The sequence below is a fragment of the Marivita sp. S0852 genome (assembly GCF_046591575.1).
In the GTDB taxonomy this organism is placed as follows: Bacteria; Pseudomonadota; Alphaproteobacteria; order Rhodobacterales; family Rhodobacteraceae; genus Marivita.
This window is the reverse complement of the sequence record NZ_JBIQWA010000001.1, coordinates 383,651-401,156: the sequence shown is the minus strand read 5'-3', so window position 1 is coordinate 401,156 and position 17,506 is coordinate 383,651. Positions and strand designations below refer to the sequence as shown.

The 17,506-nt window shown below is 58.5% G+C and carries 15 protein-coding genes; 8 read left to right on the top strand and 7 right to left on the bottom strand.

Annotated features, from left to right (window positions below):
• Nucleotides 1-10 precede the first annotated feature (10 nt).
• The 5 genes from purH (at nt 11) to ACG74X_RS02010 (ending at nt 5,505) form a co-directional block, all read left to right on the top strand.
• Nucleotides 11-1,600 (top strand): bifunctional phosphoribosylaminoimidazolecarboxamide formyltransferase/IMP cyclohydrolase, encoded by a 1,590-nt coding sequence (gene purH / locus ACG74X_RS02030; protein WP_411232371.1) that lies wholly within the window; start codon nt 11-13, stop codon nt 1,598-1,600.
• A 50-nt stretch (nt 1,601-1,650) separates the two neighbouring features.
• Nucleotides 1,651-2,121, top strand: a complete 471-nt coding sequence (gene lspA, locus ACG74X_RS02025; RefSeq protein ID WP_411232370.1) for a signal peptidase II — start codon at nt 1,651-1,653, stop codon at nt 2,119-2,121.
• Nucleotides 2,122-2,179: 58 nt separating this feature from the next.
• Nucleotides 2,180-2,704 carry a DUF3035 domain-containing protein gene (locus ACG74X_RS02020; protein ID WP_411232368.1) on the top strand — a complete coding sequence of 175 codons (525 nt, stop codon included), beginning with the start codon at nt 2,180-2,182 and terminating at the stop codon, nt 2,702-2,704.
• Nucleotides 2,705-2,839: 135 nt separating this feature from the next.
• Nucleotides 2,840-4,183, top strand: a complete 1,344-nt coding sequence (locus tag ACG74X_RS02015) for a M16 family metallopeptidase (protein WP_411232367.1) — start codon at nt 2,840-2,842, stop codon at nt 4,181-4,183.
• Nucleotides 4,184-4,188: 5 nt separating this feature from the next.
• The gene (locus ACG74X_RS02010) at nt 4,189-5,505 is read left to right on the top strand and encodes a M16 family metallopeptidase (RefSeq protein ID WP_411232873.1); all 1,317 of its coding nucleotides are present in this window, start codon (nt 4,189-4,191) and stop codon (nt 5,503-5,505) included.
• Nucleotides 5,506-5,582: 77 nt separating this feature from the next.
• Here ACG74X_RS02010 and dapA read toward each other — a convergent pair whose 3' ends face one another.
• Entirely contained in the window at nt 5,583-6,458 is an 876-nt protein-coding gene (gene dapA, locus ACG74X_RS02005) for a 4-hydroxy-tetrahydrodipicolinate synthase (RefSeq protein ID WP_411232365.1), read from the bottom strand.
• Between the two features lie 131 nt (nt 6,459-6,589).
• On the opposite strand from dapA, the gene ACG74X_RS02000 reads away from it, so the two are divergent.
• Entirely contained in the window at nt 6,590-8,545 is a 1,956-nt protein-coding gene (locus ACG74X_RS02000; protein WP_411232364.1) for a lytic transglycosylase domain-containing protein, read from the top strand.
• On the opposite strand, the gene ACG74X_RS01995 is transcribed toward ACG74X_RS02000, so the two are convergent.
• Both ACG74X_RS01995 and mnmD read right to left on the bottom strand, forming a co-directional pair.
• The gene (locus ACG74X_RS01995) at nt 8,519-9,385 is read right to left on the bottom strand and encodes a DMT family transporter (RefSeq protein ID WP_411232363.1); all 867 of its coding nucleotides are present in this window, start codon (nt 9,383-9,385) and stop codon (nt 8,519-8,521) included. The genes ACG74X_RS02000 and ACG74X_RS01995 overlap by 27 nt on opposite strands.
• Complete coding sequence (gene mnmD / locus ACG74X_RS01990) at nt 9,382-10,059, bottom strand: tRNA (5-methylaminomethyl-2-thiouridine)(34)-methyltransferase MnmD (RefSeq protein WP_411232362.1); 678 nt, start codon at nt 10,057-10,059, stop codon at nt 9,382-9,384. The genes ACG74X_RS01995 and mnmD overlap by 4 nt, the downstream gene beginning before the upstream one ends.
• 47 nt (nt 10,060-10,106) lie before the next feature.
• Between mnmD and ACG74X_RS01985 the strand changes: the two genes are divergently transcribed.
• Nucleotides 10,107-11,147 carry an NAD(P)/FAD-dependent oxidoreductase gene (locus tag ACG74X_RS01985; protein ID WP_411232360.1) on the top strand — a complete coding sequence of 347 codons (1,041 nt, stop codon included), beginning with the start codon at nt 10,107-10,109 and terminating at the stop codon, nt 11,145-11,147.
• On the opposite strand, the gene ACG74X_RS01980 is transcribed toward ACG74X_RS01985, so the two are convergent.
• From ACG74X_RS01980 to ACG74X_RS01965, 4 genes are all read right to left on the bottom strand, one after another.
• Nucleotides 11,140-12,609, bottom strand: coding sequence for a PLP-dependent aminotransferase family protein (locus tag ACG74X_RS01980; RefSeq protein WP_411232359.1), 1,470 nt, complete (start codon nt 12,607-12,609; stop codon nt 11,140-11,142). The two genes, ACG74X_RS01985 and ACG74X_RS01980, sit on opposite strands and share 8 nt — an antisense overlap.
• A gap of 279 nt (nt 12,610-12,888) precedes the next feature.
• On the bottom strand, nt 12,889-14,364 hold the full coding sequence (locus ACG74X_RS01975) for an ABC transporter substrate-binding protein (RefSeq protein ID WP_411232358.1): 1,476 nt from the start codon (nt 14,362-14,364) through the stop codon (nt 12,889-12,891).
• Between the two features lie 201 nt (nt 14,365-14,565).
• On the bottom strand, nt 14,566-15,840 hold the full coding sequence (locus ACG74X_RS01970; RefSeq protein WP_411232356.1) for an acetylornithine deacetylase/succinyl-diaminopimelate desuccinylase family protein: 1,275 nt from the start codon (nt 15,838-15,840) through the stop codon (nt 14,566-14,568).
• Between the two features lie 53 nt (nt 15,841-15,893).
• On the bottom strand, nt 15,894-16,871 hold the full coding sequence (locus ACG74X_RS01965) for a DUF2125 domain-containing protein (RefSeq protein WP_411232354.1): 978 nt from the start codon (nt 16,869-16,871) through the stop codon (nt 15,894-15,896).
• A gap of 67 nt (nt 16,872-16,938) precedes the next feature.
• On the opposite strand from ACG74X_RS01965, the gene ACG74X_RS01960 reads away from it, so the two are divergent.
• Nucleotides 16,939-17,469 (top strand): gamma-glutamylcyclotransferase, encoded by a 531-nt coding sequence (locus tag ACG74X_RS01960; protein WP_411232353.1) that lies wholly within the window; start codon nt 16,939-16,941, stop codon nt 17,467-17,469.
• Nucleotides 17,470-17,506 lie beyond the last annotated feature (37 nt).

The following is a 17,506-nucleotide window of genomic DNA, read 5'->3' as shown; positions in this document are numbered from 1 at the left end:
ATCTCGCTTCATGACCAACCTTGCCCCCCTCCGCCGTGCGCTTCTGTCTGTTTCTGACAAAACCGGACTCGTTGATCTGGCCAAAGCACTGGAGGCGCGCGGGGTAGAGCTGTTGTCGACAGGCGGCTCTGCACAGGCGTTGCGCGATGCCGGTGTGGCGGTGCGGGATGTCGCGGACATCACCGGTTTTCCCGAAATGATGGACGGGCGGGTCAAAACGCTGCATCCGATGGTGCATGGTGGCTTGCTGGCACTGCGCGACAATGACGATCACGTCGCAGCGATGTTCGAACACGATATCAAAGCCATCGACCTGCTGGTCGTGAATCTGTACCCGTTTGAAGAAACCGTCGCCAAAGGCGCGGATTATGACACCTGCATCGAGAATATCGACATCGGTGGTCCCGCAATGATCCGCGCGGCGGCCAAGAATCATGCGTTTGTCAGCACCGTTGTCGATGTCGAAGACTACAGCGCCTTGCTGAATGAACTGGACGCCCATGACGGCAAAACAACACTGGCCTTTCGCAAACAGCTGGCGCAAATCGCCTATGCCCGCACCGGCGCGTATGACGCGGCGGTCAGCACCTGGATGGCAGATGCCATCGGCGAAGCCACCCCGCGTCGCCGGGTGTTTGCCGGCACCTTGGCGCAAACCCTGCGCTATGGCGAAAACCCGCATCAAGCCGCGTCGTTCTATCATGACGGATCGGCCCGGCCCGGTGTGGCGGTTGCCGAACAGCTGCAGGGCAAAGAACTCAGCTACAACAACATCAACGACACTGATGCGGCGTTCGAACTGGTCTCGGAATTTCTGCCGCGCGACGGGTTTGCCTGTGCGATCATCAAACATGCCAACCCGTGCGGCGTGGCCACAGGAAACACCTTGAAAGAGGCCTATCAAAAGGCCTTCGATTGCGACCGCACATCGGCCTTTGGCGGGATCGTTGCCCTGAACTCCACGCTTGACGGCGAAACAGCCAAAGCCATTGCCGAGATTTTCACCGAAGTTGTGATTGCGCCGGGCGTTCATCAGGATGCCAAAGACATCTTTGCCGAGAAAAAGAACCTGCGTCTTTTGAAAACACCCGGACTTGCCAATACCGCCGAAGCGGGAGCGGCATGGAAGCAGGTGTCGGGGGGGCTTCTTGTTCAGGATCGCGACAATGGGCGCATTGATCTGGAAGATCTCAAAGTGGTGACCAAAATCGCTCCGACGGATGACCAGATGCGTGATCTTCTGCTGGCGTGGAAAATCGCAAAGCACGTCAAATCGAATGCCATCGTTTATGTCAAAAACGGAGCGACCGTCGGTGTCGGTGCAGGCCAGATGAGCCGCCTTGACAGCGCGCTGATCGCCGCCAAAAAGGCAGAGCGCATGGCAGACACGCTGGGCCTGCCAGAGCCATTAACCAAAGGCAGCGCGGTGGCGTCGGATGCGTTCTTCCCGTTTGCGGACGGCCTGAGAGAAGCGGCGGCGGCCGGGGCCACATCTGTGATTCAACCGGGCGGGTCGATGCGCGATGATGAAGTCATTGCCGCCGCTGACGAGGCGGGGCTGGCGATGGTGCTGACCGGGATGCGCCATTTCCGTCATTAACCAAAAGCCGTCCGGTCACAAACCGGAAGATTGAGGAAAAGGGGTCAAGAATGCGCCTGGTGGCAAGCGTCGCAGCGGCGATCTTTGTGATCGACCAATTGACCAAGTGGTGGGTCGTGCATGTCATGGAGCTTGCCCGGCTCGGTGCGATTGATGTCTTTCCGCCATATCTCAATTTTCGGATGGCATGGAACACCGGCATCAATTTCGGCTTGTTGTCCGGTGATGCAGATTCGACGCGCTGGATTCTGATCTCGGTCGCTTTGGGAATTGTGCTTTTTGTGCTGGTCTGGATGCGCCGCGACCCGCCCGGACGTTTGGGGTTGGTGTTTGCCGGGCTTTTGATCGGTGGCGCGCTGGGCAATGTAGTGGACCGTGTGATGTATGGGGCGGTTGCAGATTTTTTGAACATGTCCTGTTGCGGTTTCGACAATCCTTATGCGTTTAATGTGGCGGATATCTCGGTCTTTATCGGGGCAATTGGCCTTGCGCTTTTTTCAGGAAGCAAAAACGCCTCGTGACGGATGCGGTTGGATGGGGTAAAGCAGGGGTGAGGCGAATACGGAGGCGGGCAAAACAATGCCGCGCACATTGATTATACTGGCACTTGTGGCGCTGACCGCATGTGGGTCGCGCCAAGACACGGAAGACCGTGACACTGGTTTGCGGGAATTGCGCAATGCGTCGGGCGCGCCCGAGGAATTCTCGATTGTGCCTGCCAAACCGCTGCAAACCCCCGAAACCTTTGCAGAGCTTCCGCCGCCGACACCGGGCGGAGCAAATCGCACCGACCAGACCCCGCTGAAAGACGCGGTTGCTGTTCTGGGGGGATCGCCTGCGCGTCTTGATCCGCAAACCGGGATCGGTGCCGGAGATCAGGCAATTGTCGCACGGGCCTCGCGGTTCGGGCGTCAGCCGGGTATCCGTGCTGAATTGGCCGCCGAGGATCAGGCGTTCCGCGAACGCCGGTCGATGTTCAACTGGCGTCTGGTGCCCAGCGATACCTACAACCGGATTTATCGCAACCAAACCCTTGATCCGTACAGTTCGCTGGCCACGGCACGACGGGCGGGTGCGCTGACGCCAACTGCGCCGCCGGAATAGAACAGGGTTACCCATGGGTAACTCTTAACGCGTATTAACGGTTACCCATGGGTAACCTGCTCACGAAACTGTTGGCGAACTTGAAGTTGGCGTCTGGCATCGTACCTTACATGCGAAACCAAGGAGAATTTGCCGATGCGTCGACTGATCGCCCTCACTGGGGCATGCCTTCTTGCTGCCGCACCTTTGCGCGCCCAATCCATCGAAGACCAGGTCTCCACCTTTCAGCTTGAAAATGGCATGGACATTGTCGTGATCGAGGATCACCGCGCGCCGGCCGTTGTGCATATGCTTTGGTATCGTGCCGGATCTGCGGACGAAAAACCGGGGGTGTCCGGTGTTGCGCATTTTCTGGAACATTTGCTGTTCAAAGGCACGGAAAAGCTGGCCCCTGGCGAATTCAGTGAAATTGTCAAAGCCAATGGTGGCACCGACAACGCGTTCACCAGCTTCGATTACACCGCCTATTTCCAACGCGTGGCCGCCGACCGGCTTGGCCTGATGATGGAAATGGAAGCCGACAGGATGAAGAACATTCAGCTTGATGGCGAAGATATCCTGACAGAGCGAGACGTGATCATTGAGGAGCGCAATCAGCGGGTTGAGAACGACCCCGGAGCGCTGTTTCGCGAACAGCGTATGGCGGCGCAATATCTGAACCACGCCTATGGCCGCCCGATCATCGGTTGGCGGCATGAAATGGTGACCCTCGATCTGGATGCGGCGCTGGCCTTTTACGATCAGTTCTATTCGCCGAACAATGCCGTGTTGGTGGTTGCTGGAGACGTGCTGCCCGACGAGGTGCTTGCACTTGCGCAGGAACATTACGGTCCGATACCGCGCAATGATGACCTGCCAGAGCGTGTGCGCCCGTCAGAGCCACCACAAATGGCAGAGCGGCGGATCACGTTCAGCGATCCGCGCGTCGCGCAGCCCTATGTGATGCGCACCTATCTCGCGCCCGAGCGTGATCCCGGTGATCAGCACAAGGCGGCCGCGCTGACCCTGCTGGCCGAACTGCTGGGAGGATCGCAGACCTCTGTCTTGCCGCAGACACTGCAATTCGAAGACCAGACCTCTGTTTACGCGGCCGCGTTTTACAGTGGGCTGCAATTGGACGACACAACCTTTGGCGTGATCAACGTCCCGGCAGACGGGGTGTCGCTGGAAGAGGCCGAAGCGGACATGGACCGTGTCATCGCAGAGTTTCTGGAAGAGGGCGTTGACCCCGACCAGCTGGAGCGCATCAAGTTTCAGCTGCGCGCGTCGCAGGTCTATGCCCTCGACAGCTCAAACGCGCTTGCCCGCCGCTACGGGGCGGCCTTGACCTCGGGTCTGACGGTTGAAGACGTGCATGCCTGGCCGGATATTTTACAATCCATCACGCCGGACGACATCATGGCCGCTGCCAATGATGTGTTCAACCGCGACAATGCCGTTACCGGCTTTCTGCGCAGCGCCGAGGAGGTGACGCAATGACGTTTATGACACGGTTTGTGGCCCCGCTTGTTGCGGCTGTCATTCTTGCGGCACCGCTACACGCCGAGATCGAGATCGCCGAAGTCGAAACCCCCGGCGGCATCAACGCATGGCTTGTAGAAGAGCACTCGATCCCGTTTGTGGCGCTTGAATTGCGCTTCAAGGGGGGCGCGTCTCTTGATCTACCGGGCAAGCGGGGGGCGACCAATCTGATGGTTGGCCTGCTTGAAGAAGGGGCCGCCGATATGGACGCCCGCGCCTTTGCCGAAAAAGCCGAGTCGCTGGCCGCGAGCTTCAGCTTTGATGTTGGCGATGATGCTGTGTCGATCTCGGCGCAGTTTCTGACCGAGAACAAGGATGAAGCCTTGGCGCTTTTGCGGGCGGCATTGACGCAGCCCCGTTTCGATCAGGACGCGATTGATCGTGTGAGAGCGCAGGTTGTGTCGATGGTGCGGTCCGATCAGCAAGACCCTGACTTTCTGGTCGGGCAGGCCTTCGATGCCATGGTGTTCGGCGACCACCCCTATGGATCACCCATCGAAGGCACCGAAGACAGCGTCACCGCGCTGACACGCGATGATTTGATGGCAGCTTACGAGGGCGCATTGGCGCGTGATCGGGTCTATGTGGGGGCTGCAGGGGCCGTGTCACCCGAAGAGCTGGCAGCAATGCTTGATGATCTGTTGGGCGATTTGCCAGAGACCGGGCTGCCGCAAGCGCCTAACGTCGAGGTTCAGACCGATGCAGGGGTAACCGTAATTCCCTTTGACGTTCCGCAATCGGTGGCAATTTTCGGACACGAAGGTCTGGCGCGGGACGATCCCGATTTCTTTGCTGCGTTTGTCCTCAATGAAATTCTGGGCGGCGGCGGGTTCGAGGCCCGGTTGATGGAAGAGGTGCGCGAAAAGCGTGGTCTGACCTATGGTGTCTACAGCTATCTGGTGCCCAAAGATCACGCGGCACTCTATCTGGGCCGGGTGTCGAGCGCGAATGACCGGATCGCAGAAGCGATGGATGTGATCCGCGATGAATGGCGCAAAATGGCGGAAAACGGGGTCACCGCCGAAGAGCTGGAAAGCGCAAAGACCTACCTGACCGGGGCCTATCCGTTGCGGTTTGACGGCAATGGTCGCATCGCGAATATTCTTGTGGGGATGCAGATGGACGAATTGCCGGTCGACTATGTGAACACCCGCAATGACAAGGTCGCGGCCATCACGCTTGAGGATATCGAACGCGCCGCGGCCCGTGTTCTACAGCCAGAAGCATTGCATTTTGTGGTTGTTGGACAGCCGGATGGCGTGGACTCTCCCAGCCAGTAAGAGTCTGAAATAAACATAAAAGGCCGCACCGTTGAGTGCGGCCTTTTGTGTTTCTGACTGCAGCGACCGGGTGTCTGTCAGTTCAGCAAACCGGCGTGGCGCAAACCGTGATCGATCAGATCGCGGGTCGGCTGCGAGACAGGAAACAGCGGTGGCCGCATTTCTTCTGCGCACAGATCCAGTCGGCTCATGGCATATTTGACACCACACAAACCGGGCTCAATGAAAATGGCCTGATGCAACGGCATCAGACGATCCTGCAGGGCCAAAGCCTCTCCAAAATCTCCGGCGAGAGTGGCGTTCTGCATTTGTGCGCACAGCGCCGGGGCCACATTGGCGGTGACGGAAATCATGCCGACACCCCCATGGGCGTTGAACCCATGTGCGGTGGCGTCCTCGCCGGACAATTGGATGAAATCAGGCCCACATGTCATCCGCTGCGCGCAAACGCGGGCCAGATCGCCCGTGGCGTCTTTGACACCGACGATCCGGGGCAACTTGGCAAGTTTTGCCATCGTTGCGGGCAACATGTCGACGACAGACCGTCCGGGGATATTGTAGATCACAATCGGCAAGGTGCAGGCGTCATGCAGCATCGTGAAATGCTTGATCAGGCCATCCTGCGTTGGCTTGTTGTAATAGGGTGTTACAACCAGACCCGCCTGCGCACCGGCTTTTTCGCCATGCTGAAGAAAGCGGATCGATTCCGCGGTATTGTTCGACCCCGCCCCCGCGATAACCGGAATACGGCCCGCAGCGGCGTCTACCACGCAAGTGACGACCTGTTCGTGTTCTTCATGGCTCAATGTCGGGCTTTCGCCGGTGGTGCCGACGGGCACAAGCCCATGGCTGCCCTGATCGACATGCCAGTCCACCAACCGTTTGAGCGCGTCAAAATCCACTGAACCGTTCTTGAACGGTGTGATCAGTGCAGGCATTGACCCTTTGAACATTGTCACGCTCCTTTTTCACGTTTTGGCGGCATCGCCATTGCACCCGTCCCGCGAAAGTGAGTTGAAGGCTGCGCAAGCCGGGTTATCCTTAGCGAGCCGTCTATCCTGTCTCAGTGGAGAAAATGCAAGTCATGTTTCGGCTCAAAACGATCCTGGCGGCGCTTCTGATGCTTCTGCCCGCGCTGCTGTCTGCGCAAAATGCAGACAGGGCCCTGGACCGCGCGATGGATTTGATGCGCGAGGGCAATTGGGCCGCCGCCCAGATCGAAGCGCGCGGCGATGGTCAGGCGGGATTGGACGTTATCCTGTGGCATTACCTGCGGGCGGGACAGGGCTCTGTGCGCGAGGTTCGGGATTTTCTTGCGCGCAACCCGGATTGGCCGGGCCTGCCGTTCCTGAAAGAAAAGAGCGAGGCCGCGATGACGTCGGCATCGGCGGACGCGATCAGACAGTTTTATGCCGATCACACGCCGCAAACCGGGGCGGGCGCGCTGTCGCTGGCACGGGCGCATCTGGCGGCAGAGGATCGGGACCGGGCACATGACGTGATTGCCGAGGCTTGGCTGACCCTGCGCCTGACCCCCCAGGAACATGCGGCATTTCTGGCGTCCTATAAGGATGTTCTTGCGCCTCTGCATACGCAGCGACTTGATACGATGTTGTGGCGGGGATGGGCGATCAATGCCCGTGCGATGTTGCCTTTGGTCGATGACCAATGGGATGCCCTTGCTGATGCGCGGATGGGATTGCGGGCTGACAGGGCAGGTGTTGACGCATTAATAGACGCTGTTCCTGCGGCATTGAAAGCAGATCCCGGACTGGCCTTCGAGCGGTTTGCCTGGCGGGTCAGAAAAGGCCGCACTGCGGACGCGGTCGAGCTGCTTCAGACGCGGTCATCGTCGAAAGACAGTCTGGGGCGGCCCGAAGCCTGGTCAGGGCATCGCAGAAATCTCGTGCGTCAATTGATGCGCGCCGAAGACCATGTGACGGCCTATCGGCTTGCCGCAAACCACCACCTGAGTGGCGGGTCGCGTTTTGCGGATCTGGAATGGTTGTCGGGCTATCTGTCGCTTCGGTTTCTGAACGAACCCGCGGCGGCTGTCGGGCATTTTGAGGCCTTCCGCGAGGCTGTTGAAACGCCGATCTCTTTGGGGCGGGCCGGTTATTGGCTGGGTCGCGCGCATGAGGCGTTGGGCAATGATGCCGAGGCGGCAGATGCCTATGCGTTTGGGGCCGGGTATCAGACATCGTTCTACGGTCTGCTTGCAGCAGAGCGCGGCGGCATCGCCCCTGATCCAAGGCTGGGCGGAACCGAGTCGTTTCCGGAGTGGCGCGATGCGGCGTTTACACAATCCACCGTGTTCAAAGCCGCCATCCTTTTGCTGGATGCCGGGCATCCCGCTTTGGCAGAACGATTCCTGACGCATCTGGCGGAAAGCCTGGACCGGCAGCAAATTGGTCAGATGGGGCAGATGCTGAACGATCTGGACTTGCCGCATGTTCAGGTGATGCTTGGAAAACGCGCAGCTCAGGCCGGATATGAGGTTCACGCGCCCTATTATGCGCTGCATCCTTTGGCGCAGGCGGAGCACCCGGTTCCCACCGAACTGGTGTTGGCCATCGCGCGGCGCGAGTCAGAGTTTGATCCGGGTGTTGTGTCTCCGGTCGGGGCGCTTGGCTTGATGCAGGTGATGCCCGCAACAGGCCGCGAAGTGTCCGGTTGGCTGGATGTCGAGTATTCAGACGCGAAACTGCTAACCGATCCAACCTATAACGCTGTGCTTGGCAGCACCTATCTGGAACGGTTGGCAGGCCAGTTTAATGGCAACGCGGTGATGATCGCGGCCGCCTATAACGCCGGACCCAGTCGCCCGCTGCGCTGGATGCGGGACAGGGGAGATCCCCGTCAGGGCGACATGGATGTGATCGACTGGATCGAACACATCCCGTTCACCGAAACCCGGAACTATGTGATGCGGGTCACCGAAAGCCTGCCGATCTATCGCGCGCGTTTGGGCAAAGACCCGCACCCGGTGCCGTTTTCCCAAGAGCTGACCGGCTCAACCCTTTTGCCGCTGACGCCATAAGGTGAACAGTCCCGCGCTGACGATCAGGGTCGCGCCAAAGGCGACATTGGGGTCCATGGTTTCTCCAAAGGCCACAATGCCCAAACTGGCCGCAAAGGGAAGCTGCAGGTAGGCAAAGGGCTGAACCGCGCTGGCTTCGGCGACGTCATAGCATTTGATCAGCAAGTAATGCCCGGTGGCACCGGTCACGCAAAGCAGGCTCATCAGGGCCCAATCGGGGCCCGACATCGGTTCCCAGAACCATATGCCGATCAAGGTCATAAAGACGGCCCCCACAATGCCTGTCCAGAAAAAGCTGGTCGCGGCCCTGTCCTTGCGCGCGGCATATCGGGTCAGAAGACCATAGAGCGCGAACATCAGTGCAGCCAGCGCGGGAATGATGGCCAAAGGGGAAAACACGCCGAAACCCGGTTTCAGGATGATCAGAATTCCAATGAAGCCAACCCCGATCGCACTCCAGCGCCGCCATCCGACCTGCTCTCCCAGAATGGGTCCGGACAATGCTGCAATCAAAAGCGGATAACAGGCAAAGACCGCATGGCTTTCCACCAGTCCCAGATAGGTGAATGCCAGAACCATCACACAAATTTCCGTGGCTAGCAAAAGGCCACGAAAACCCTGAAGCAAAGGTTGCGTGGTCTGCGCTGCGGCGCGCAAGCCACCGGCCCGGCGGCTTGCGACAAACATCACAAACGCAGCAAAGAACCAGTACCGGATCATCACCACCATCAGGACATTATATTGCCCGGCAAGGTGTTGGGATAATCCGTCCTGCAAGGCAAAAACCATGGTCGTGGCCACCATCAGCCAGATCCCAAGTCTGTTGTTGGTGTCGCTCATCTCTGTGCTTTCTGTGCGACTGTCATATGTCGTTTGCGGCCAAAACCGGGGATGCGCCTTGTGGTGAACCCTGCCTGGTCCAGTGCGCGTCTGACGTGACCTGCCGCAGTATAGGTCGCAGCGGTGCCGCCTGGTGCGGTGCGATCGCCGATCCGGGACAGCAAGTCGGGTTCCCAAAGTTCGGGGTTTTTGGCGGGCGCAAAGCCATCCAGAAACCACGCGTCCACATCCTGCGACAGCGTGGTCATTGTGGTGCGGGCATCGCCTTCGATCAGGGTGAAGTCCAGATCCGGAAGCGAAATCCGGCGCGCCTGGTTTTCCCAGAACGGCTCCAGCTCTTTGGCAAGGGGGGCCAGTTCTGCAAAGGCCTGTTGCGCGCGGATCATGTCGCGTGCTGACATTGGGAAGGCTTCAAAACTTGTAAAGCGCAACACCCCGCCCTGATGTGTGTCGCGCCAGAGTTTGAGCGTCGCCAACAGGTTCAATCCAGTGCCAAAGCCAAGCTCTGCCACATGGAATCCGTCGCAAAAGCGCGCGGGCAGATCGTTGCCTTGCAGAAACACATAACGCGTTTCTGCCAGACCATCATCCAGCGAGAAATACGGATCATCAAACCTTTGCGAGACGGGCACGTCCCCGTCTCGCCAGTCGAGGGGTTCTGGCTGGTGTTTCATGCTGACTTACCTTAGCGACAGGGCGACATTGGCGAGGAGGCCGGGAATTGGCAATGCCACAAATCACTGTTTGCGGGGCCGGGATTTTCGGGCTCAGTATCGCGTGGGTTCTGACGCAACGCGGCGCGCGGGTTCAGGTGATTGATCCTTTTGGGGCCGGGTCAGGCTCAAGCGGCGGTCTTGTGGGGGCGCTTGCCCCGCATGTGCCCGAAAACTGGAACGAGAAAAAGGCGTTTCAGCTGGACAGCCTGTTGATGGCCGAGCGTTTCTGGACAGAAGTTCGCGCCGCCGGTGGAAAAGATGCGGGATATGCCCGCACAGGGCGCTTGCAACCTATCACGGATGATCGGGGTCTGGCTCTGGCGCGTGACCGGACAGACGGGGCGCACGCGCTCTGGCAGGGCCGCGCCGTCTGGGACGTGATTCCTGCTGCGGAGGGTGGGGCCTTTGCCCCGAAAACACTGTCTGGCTTTCTGATACGGGACACGCTGACGGCACGTATGCATCCAAGACACGCCTGCGCGGCGCTTGTGGCCGCGTTATCGGCACAGGGTGTCGAGGTGGTCGCTCAAGCGCCCCATGTTGGCCCGGTGATCTGGGCAACAGGCTGGCGCGGCTTGCAAGAGCTTTCCGAGAAAATGGGCACATCCGTTGGGGGCGGCGTCAAGGGCCAGTCCGCTGCCTTTGCGTTCGCCGCGACAGAGGCCCCGCAGGTTTTCGTGGACGGGTTACATATCGTGCCACATGCGAATGGAACGGTTGCGGTTGGATCGACCAGCGAACGTGATTTTGACAATCCGTCCGGGATTGATGCGCAGTGCGAGGCGCTGATTTCTCGGGCGATTGCTGCTCTTCCGGTGCTAAAGGACGCGCCTGTTGTGGATCGGTGGGCAGGGGTGCGGCCGCGTGCTAGATCGCGCGCGCCGATGCTGGGCCCCTGGCCCGGCCGCCCGGGTCATTTTATCGCCAATGGAGGCTTTAAGATCGGCTTTGGCATGGCCCCGAAAGTGGCGCATGTGATGGCGGATCTGGTGTTGGACGGGGCCGACACGATCCCCGAGGGGTTTCGGGTGGCGGCGTCTATGTAGACGATACTGCCTGAATGGCCCGGGCGATTTCAGCAACACCGGGATCAATGCGCGCTTGTGGGATCGAACTGTAGGCAAGCCGGTAGAAATGCCGTGGTGCGGTCTCTTTTGCGAAAAAGGCTGTGCCAGGTTCGATCAGAACGCTCGCGTCGCGCAGGCGTTCGGCCAACACTTCGCTGTCGATATGATCCGGCGCGCGCATCCAAAAAGACGATCCGCCATTGGTGCCTTTGCCTGCGATCGTCAGGCCGTGTTTGGTGATGGCATGTTCCATAATGGCGCGCCGATCCGCGAGCGCTTTGCCGGTACGGCGGATCAGGCTGTCGTAATGCCCGAGGCTCAGAAAATAGGCGGTGGTGCGCTGTGCATGGCCCGGAGGGTGGCGTAGCATTGAGGCGCGCAAGGCGCGGACCTCTTCGATAAAGGGGGCAGATCCCACCAGATACCCAAGGCGCAGACCGGGGAACAGCGATTTGGAAAAACTGCCGACATAAATCACGCGCCCGTCTGCATCGAGGCTTTTCAATGCGGGCATCGGCGATTTCAGATAGGCCATTTCAAACTCGTAATCATCCTCGACAATGAGTGCATTCAGATCCTTCGCACGCGCAAGCAAATCCTGCCTTCGGGCCAAAGGCATTGTATGGGATGTCGGGCACTGGTGACTGGGGGTGGTAAAGATGACGTTGGTTGCATCGGGGATCAGGTGTGGTGGCAGGCCATCGGTATCAACAGGCACTGCCAGGGTGTCACATTTCGCGCGCAGCAGAATTTCGCGCAACGCCGGATAGCAGGGGTCTTCGATCACAGCCAGTTTTCCAGCGGTCAAAAGCGCCTGCTTTGTCATCCAGAGGGCATTTTGCGCACCAAGTGTGATCAGAACCTCATCTGCTGTCGCGGTGATACCCCGACGGGGCAAAATGTGCCGCAGGATGAATTCGACCAGTTGGGGATCATCCTGATCGTAATAATCTTGCGTCATGGCGGAAAAATCACGTGCGCCAAGCGCCTGTAACGCACACAGCCGCCAATTCGCGTGGTCAAACAGGTGAGGGTCTGTTTGCCCGTAAAGAAAGGGGTATCTGTAGTTTTGCCAGTCCCGTGGCCGTTCAAGCGTGACACCGCCGGTAAACCGGCGGGCCAGGGCGGCACCCCAGTCAACCGCGTCACGCTTTTCGATCTGATTTTGGAAATCCGGGGGTTCCGGGGCGTTGTCGGACACAAAATAGCCGGACCGACCTTTCGATGTTAGAAAATCATTCGCCAGAAGTTCGGTGTAGGCAAGCGTTACAGTGATGCGGCTGACGCCAAGATGCTGGGCCAGTTTTCGGCTTGAGGGCAGTTTTTCTTTGCGCCGGAAGCGTCCTGACAGGATACCTTCGGCCACCATTTGCTGGATACGCGCTTGCAACGTTCCTTTGGTGTCCGGTTTCAAAAAAAACGTTTCGACAGGAATGGCCATAAGGATGACGCTAAATTGGACTTATGGCGAATGCAATCTGGTCTGACGGCTCAACACCCAGCGCGTTATCCAGTCCGCCCCAGTTTTTTCTATCGTCGGCCAAAGAAACTTCGTACGAAGTTTCTTGCACCCGGGTACTAAAAAATGGTTCGCGCACTGTAAAAAGACCGGGGCAGAGACATAAAGCGCGTGTTTGATCGCAGATAAGCTCCGTGTCCGCAAAACCGCAGGAGACCTCTGACACCTCCTGCCGTTACTTTTTATATCGGTCCCGCCAGGTCAGTTTTCCCAAGACACCCCGGTCAAATCCGTGGCCTGCGTCGGTGCATTTTTCCAAAGCCCTGAAATGCGCGCATCGGCGACTGTTGGAAAGGCCAGTTGAAACAAGAACCCGTTCACATAATCGTCCGAGATGGTCTTTTGCGCCTGCGCCAGCATCTCGGATCGTGTGCTCGGGTCGCTGGTCACGCTGAGGGTTTCCATCAAGGCCTGAAAATCCGGGTTGTCGTATTGGAAATAATAGTCGGGACGGGCATAAATCCCGATGTCGAAAGGTTCGGTGTGACTGACGATGGTCAAGCCGAAATCCTTGCCGCGGAACACTTCCTCAAGCCATTGTGCCCATTCCAGATTGGTGATTTCCGTCTGGATTCCCACTTCGCGCAGCTGTGCGGCGATGATTTCGCCACCGCGACGTGCATAAGACGGCGGCGGCAATTTGAGCGTTGTCGTAAAGCCATTGGCGAATCCAGCTTCGGCCAATAACGCTTTGGCTTTCTCGGGGTCGTAATTTGATTGATCTGTCAAATCGACATAGTCGGGATTGTGCGGCGCAAAATGCGTTCCGATGGGCGTGCCCAGTCCGAACATCGCGCCGTCGATGAGGCTTTGGCGGTCAATGGCATGTGTGATGGCCTGACGCACACGGATGTCGTCGAGGGGCGGTAACTTGTTGTTCATGCCAAGGATGGTTTCGCCTTCGGTCGAGCCCACCAAAACCTGAAAGCGCGGGTCTGCTTCGAACTGCGGCAGATTTTCGGGGGCGGGAAAGCCGGCGAATGCATCGATATCCTGCGCCATCATCGCGGCGAAGGCCGCTGTCGGATCGGAGATGAATTTGAATGTGGCCGATTCAAGCGCGGGTGCCTCACCCCAGTAGTCGGCATTTCGGCTGAGTTCGATCCGGTCTCCCTGGACCCATTGCTCGAACTTGAATGCTCCGGTGCCGATCGGCATTTGTTTGATGTCAGCCACGCTTTCTGGGGCCACGATCACCGCATCCCCCCATGCCATGTTGAACAGGAAATTGCCATTGGGGGCGGCCAGCTTCACCGACACCGTGCGCGGATCGATAACGGTGACCTCTTCTATTCCGTCGAACAGGGCTTTTTGGGCGTTGGCGCTGTCTTCTGCCCGCGCCCGATCCAAGGAGAACTTGACGTCATCGGCGTCAAAGCTTGTCCCGTCATGGAACGTCACACCTTCACGCAGGCGGAACGTATAGGTCATCCCGTCGCTGCTGATCTCCCAGCTTTCGGCGAGACCTTCGACAACCGATCCATCCGCCATAAAGCGCGTCAGGCCCTCAAAGACGTTTGCGTAGAGCACACTGTCAATCGCACCGGCCGCTGCACTTGTCGGATCAAGATGTGGCGGTTCGAGTTGCAGGGCAATGGTCAGGTCAGTTTGCTGTGCAATCGCTGGGCTACACAGCAGGACTGCACCTGCGACAGAGCTGATAAAACGGGCGGTCATAGGTCCCTCCGGTTGATGGGCTTGGCCCAGATGTTTTGCGGAGTGTCACGTCAAATCATGCTGTGATCAAGCAGATGCTGCACGTGGTCCTATGGAAATGGCGGATCACGACCGCGGATTCAGGGCCAGATCGGCATGAAACGGCACCGTAATGCCACGACATGCCTCAGCGTTCCTGCCTATCCGCGAGCCGGTTTTTGCCTAGGGCAAAAGCAAACGTTCCAAGCTGCGTGCCATGACCTTTGCGCTGTCCAGCATGTCGCTGATCCCGATCCACTCATCCGGCTTATGCGCCAACTCAAGAATGCCGGGGCCATAGGCAATGCAGTTTCCAAGCTTGCCGATTCGATCAATGTGCTTTTGATCGTAGCTGCCGGGTGACGCGACATAAGACGGATCACGGCCCAACACATCGCAGATGGCCGAATGTACGGTGCTGACAATTGGTGCGTCCTTGTCGGTCATGGACGGGATCACGTGGTTCAGTTCGCGAATCTCGTATTCAAAATGAGCGCGTCGGGATTTGATCTCGTCCAGCAGGTCAATAATCTCTTGGCGTACGGCCTCGATTGGTTCTTCCATCAGAAAGCGGCGATCAATCACGATGCGGCAGCTGTCCGGCACGCAATGGGCGGGAAGGCCGGTATAGTCGGCTGCCTGTTCCGGCTGACCGCCATGCACAGAGTTGATGTTCATCGTCGATTGCCGCGCACCGGTCGGCACAACCGGCATTTCTGTAACGCGCGAGGCCATCGCCGGGAACAGTTGCTCTTCGAATGCGGCCAAAACGGCCCCCATGTGACGCACAGCGCAATCGCCCAGAAAGGGCATTGATCCATGCGCGATTTCCCCTTTGGTTTCGATCTCGGCCCACCACCCGCCACGATGCCCCAGACAAATGCGATCTTTGTTCAGCGGTTCCGGTATGATCACGTGTTGCACGCGCTTTGGGTCGAACCAGCCCTGTTCGGCAAGATAGGCCACGCCACCATAGCCGCCGGATTCTTCATCCGCCGTGCCACTGATTTCGATCGCGCCTGAATACTCCGGATGTTCCGCGATGAACGCTTCTGCGGCGACAATCGATGTTGCCAGGCCGCCTTTCATGTCACATGCGCCGCGCCCATAGATCTTGTCATCATGGACCGCGCCGCCGAACGGGTCATGGGTCCAGCCGTGGCCGACTTCGACAACATCGGTGTGCGAATTGAAATGAACGCAAGCACCGCTGTGCCGGCCCTCATGGCGGGCAATCAGGTTCCAGCGGGGATGGGTTTCGCTGTCCCCCGGCGCGCCCTCGGCACGCACCCATGTGGTGTCAAAGCCGGACCGGCTTAGCCGGGTATCCAGATAATCGCAGATGGTTGCATAATGCTGCCCCGGCGGATTGAGCGTTGGAATTGCGATCAGATCCTGGGTCAGCGTGATCAGATCATCGCGTGTGTTTTCGATGCGGTGGAAAAGCCTGTCGCTCATGGAATACCTCGTTTTGGTTGCAGTGTTGTGGCGACAGGGTGTCTTTGCAAGGCTCAGGGAATGCGGATCGCCGGAAGCTCACCAATTGGGAGCGGCCCAAGGAACACCGTGCCGTCGGTCAGGCCCAAGGTGATGTCCAGCGCGTCGCGTGCGCCGCCAAAGCCGGACAACATCGACAAAAGCTCAATGACGGCCTCTGTCAATGCGGGCGGAAGATCCCCGCTATCGCGCGCTGCGTTCAGGGCGTCGCGCCAGTTGTCGGCCTCTAGCGATACCTCCCCGGACGCGCGGCCCCGTGCGTCGATGTCGGCATCGGCGTTGACCTTAAAGGTCACGGCCCCATAATTGATCGCAGAGCGGGATGTTGCAAAATATGTGGGTTGCGGACTGTCCGAAGATGGCCCGTCCAATGTCAGCGGTTTGGTCAGGTCCAGGCGAATGTCGCTGCGCAAAGAGGCCAAAGCATCGGGGGCCATTTCCCCCGAGACACGCGGATTTGACACGGCGATGCCGTCCACCGATATCGCGATGCGATAGCTGGCGTCAGCAGGTTCGACCTTTTCCAAGGCCGCATTCACACCGGCAAAGGCCACTGCCTGATCCGGGCCATCCACATTAAGCGTCGCGGCTTCGATATTGGTGCGGATCAGTATGCTCTCTTGATGCACGATGCTTGCCCGCAATCCGTCTGAACTGATGAAGTTGTCTCCGTTTGGAGTTGTCAGGGTTTGCGTGTCTGGCCATGCCACAATCTGATGGCCTTTTTTGTAACTCAATCCAAGGATTTGAAAGAACGGTGCGCTCCACGCATAGCGCCCATCCGGAGAGGTCAGGCTGGGGTTTGTGATCGTGAGGTCGGTGCGGTTCGGAAACCCGCGCACAGCGATATCGGTGTAACTGGCCTGCCAACCGGCCTGTTGTTGTTCGGTGAACCAGCGCTCGACGCTGGTTTCAAGGCTCTGCGCCGCATAGACCCACCAGCCCGAATAGCCAAGCGCAGCTACAACAATCACACTTAAAAGACGTTTCACCCGGCCTTCCCCTTTTGCCTGTCGCGCGTTTGGTGTTTATCGCGCGTATGTCAGCAGGACCAGCAACATGACTCTTTGGGTGTTTGGATACGGATCGCTTTTGTGGAACCCCGGTTTTGCGCCGGTGGAAACTGCGCATGCACGGCTTGAAAACTATGCGCGCAGCTTTTGTATGCGATCCATTCACCATCGCGGCACAGAAGACGATCCCGGTCTTGTTCTGGCGCTGGACGAACACCCCGGTCGCGCCTGTGACGGGCTTGCCATGCAGATGAACGAAGCGGAATACGACGTCACGATGGCCTATCTGCGCGAACGCGAACTGGTGTCGTCGGCGTATTTGGAAAAAACGCTTCCTTTGAAGTTTGCGGACGGTCGCGAGGTCACGGCCGTGACCTATGTGATTGATCCGGACCATGTTCAATATTGTGGATCTCTTGATCTGGAAGAACAGGCACAGATCATCTCACGGGCGGTCGGAGGGCGTGGGCCCAATAGCGAGTATCTTTTCAACACAGCCGCCCATCTGGCCGATGTCGGTATCCCAGATCCCGAGCTTGAGTGGTTACAAAACCGTGTGCGGACGCTTCTTGCTTAACGGGTTGGCGATTGGCCGCGAAGCGCCTAGTGTTGGC

What these genes read in the sequence shown, in the direction of transcription:
- purH (WP_411232371.1), top strand. Translation starts at nt 11, where the DNA reads ATGACCAACCTTGCCCCCCTCCGCCGTGCGCTTCTGTCTGTTTCTGAC.
- lspA (WP_411232370.1), top strand. Translation starts at nt 1,651, where the DNA reads ATGCGCCTGGTGGCAAGCGTCGCAGCGGCGATCTTTGTGATCGACCAA.
- ACG74X_RS02020 (WP_411232368.1), top strand. Translation starts at nt 2,180, where the DNA reads ATGCCGCGCACATTGATTATACTGGCACTTGTGGCGCTGACCGCATGT.
- ACG74X_RS02015 (WP_411232367.1), top strand. Translation starts at nt 2,840, where the DNA reads ATGCGTCGACTGATCGCCCTCACTGGGGCATGCCTTCTTGCTGCCGCA.
- ACG74X_RS02010 (WP_411232873.1), top strand. Translation starts at nt 4,189, where the DNA reads ATGACACGGTTTGTGGCCCCGCTTGTTGCGGCTGTCATTCTTGCGGCA.
- dapA (WP_411232365.1), bottom strand. Translation starts at nt 6,458, where the DNA reads ATGTTCAAAGGGTCAATGCCTGCACTGATCACACCGTTCAAGAACGGT.
- ACG74X_RS02000 (WP_411232364.1), top strand. Translation starts at nt 6,590, where the DNA reads ATGTTTCGGCTCAAAACGATCCTGGCGGCGCTTCTGATGCTTCTGCCC.
- ACG74X_RS01995 (WP_411232363.1), bottom strand. Translation starts at nt 9,385, where the DNA reads ATGAGCGACACCAACAACAGACTTGGGATCTGGCTGATGGTGGCCACG.
- mnmD (WP_411232362.1), bottom strand. Translation starts at nt 10,059, where the DNA reads ATGAAACACCAGCCAGAACCCCTCGACTGGCGAGACGGGGACGTGCCC.
- ACG74X_RS01980 (WP_411232359.1), bottom strand. Translation starts at nt 12,609, where the DNA reads ATGGCCATTCCTGTCGAAACGTTTTTTTTGAAACCGGACACCAAAGGA.
- ACG74X_RS01975 (WP_411232358.1), bottom strand. Translation starts at nt 14,364, where the DNA reads ATGACCGCCCGTTTTATCAGCTCTGTCGCAGGTGCAGTCCTGCTGTGT.
- ACG74X_RS01970 (WP_411232356.1), bottom strand. Translation starts at nt 15,840, where the DNA reads ATGAGCGACAGGCTTTTCCACCGCATCGAAAACACACGCGATGATCTG.
- ACG74X_RS01960 (WP_411232353.1), top strand. Translation starts at nt 16,939, where the DNA reads ATGACTCTTTGGGTGTTTGGATACGGATCGCTTTTGTGGAACCCCGGT.